Source organism: Methylobacterium sp. WL103 (genome assembly GCF_008039885.1).
Taxonomy (GTDB): domain Bacteria; phylum Pseudomonadota; class Alphaproteobacteria; order Rhizobiales; family Beijerinckiaceae; genus Methylobacterium; species Methylobacterium cerastii.
Genome location: NZ_VRUX01000833.1, coordinates 1 through 1,468 on the forward strand (window position 1 = coordinate 1; position 1,468 = coordinate 1,468).

Annotated in this window: 2 protein-coding genes; both read right to left on the bottom strand. The window is 70.0% G+C overall.

Features of this window, described 5'->3' with window-relative positions; genetic code table 11:
* Positions 1-536 (bottom strand): thiamine pyrophosphate-binding protein (locus FV222_RS25890; RefSeq protein WP_246685672.1); only part of this gene is annotated, 536 nt, incomplete at its 3' end.
* Positions 537-671: 135 nt separating this feature from the next.
* Positions 672-1,115 carry a hypothetical protein gene (locus FV222_RS30160; protein ID WP_187277481.1) on the bottom strand — a complete coding sequence of 148 codons (444 nt, stop codon included), beginning with the start codon at positions 1,113-1,115 and terminating at the stop codon, positions 672-674.
* Positions 1,116-1,468 lie beyond the last annotated feature (353 nt).

Here is a 1,468-nt window from a genome sequence, read left to right on the forward strand (position 1 = left end):
GCGACGGACCCCGCGTCCGCGACGGCGACGGCGTCGTCGAGCATGTCCTCCGGCAGCGCCACCACCACCGGGCCGGGGCGCCCCTGCATCGCCACCCGGAAGGCACGGGCGATGAGCTCTGGGATGCGCGCGGCGTCGTCGACCTCGACGACCCACTTGGCCACCGTGCCGAACATCGCCCGGTAGTCGATCTCCTGGAAGGCGTCGCGGTCGCGCATGCCGCGGGCGACCTGGCCGACGAACAGGATCATCGGGGTCGAATCCTGCTGCGCCACGTGGAGGCCCGCCGACGCGTTGGCGGCGCCGGGGCCGCGGGTGACGAAGCAGACGCCCGGCCGGCCGGTGAGCTTGCCCGCCGCCTCGGCCATCATCGCGGCCCCTCCCTCCTGCCGGCAGACCAGCACATCGACGTCCGTGTCGTAGAGCGCGTCGAGGACGGCGAGGTAGCTCTCGCCGGGGACGCAGGTCAGCCGGTCGACGCCCTGCGCCAGGAGCTGGTCGACGAGCACGCGCGCGCCGGTTCGGGTTCGGACCATCGGCGGTTTCCTCGCGCGGACCGGATCGGTCGCGCTCGCCCGACGCAGTCTGGTTCGCCCGGCTCCGAAGGCAAGGCCGTACTGCCCGGCCGGATGGAGGCTCTTCCGTGGGGAGGCCGCCGCGCAGTCGGCGGTTCAGTCCGCCTCGTCCTCGGAGGCGGACATCGCATCGCGGAAGCGCCGCAGCCGGGCGCCGGCCGTCTTCGGTTCGGTCGCGCGCGCCGCGCCGAACGGAAGGGGAGGGGCATCGCGCAGGCCCGGCTCCGGTTGCGCCTGCACCACCGGCGCGCCGATCGCGGCCATCAGGACGCGCAGCCCATCGATCCATTCCTCGGCGTCGGCGAGCGAGGCGAAGCCCTCGCGCCGATACGTCTTGTCGGGCGCGACGGTGGCGGCTGCGTCGAACAGACCGTCGTCCCGGTCGTGGATGCGATAGGAAACTCGGCGAGACATGATGAATAGATAACTCAACCTTCCCCGCGCGAGAAGGTTGCCCGTGATGAAATCGGGCCTGATCGGATCGGTTCCGACTTGAGACCCACCTGCGACAGCCACGCGCGGCCCGTGCCGCGCACCCACCCTAAAGTCCCGCTCCGCCTCGATTGCCCGCCTTCACCATCCGGGCCACGATGAGGCCAGAGCAAAGGGGTTCGTTGCTAAAGCAACGTTCCGTCGGAGTCGGTTACGGTTAAGGGCCGTTCATCACCGGCTCAGAATTTAATATGCAATTACCTTAGACCAGCTCAAAAGAGCTTGACCGTGAGAACCTTGGGACGCTCCATCGGCATGACGCAAGCCATCTCCAACGGCCGGGACGAAACCTTCGACGCCGAGCTGGGCGCGGTCGACGTCGCGGCCGTCGTCCGCAACCATCTCGGCGGCGAGCTCCGCGCGTACTTCGCCTTGCCGGCGGGCGACGCCCTGCCGGAGCC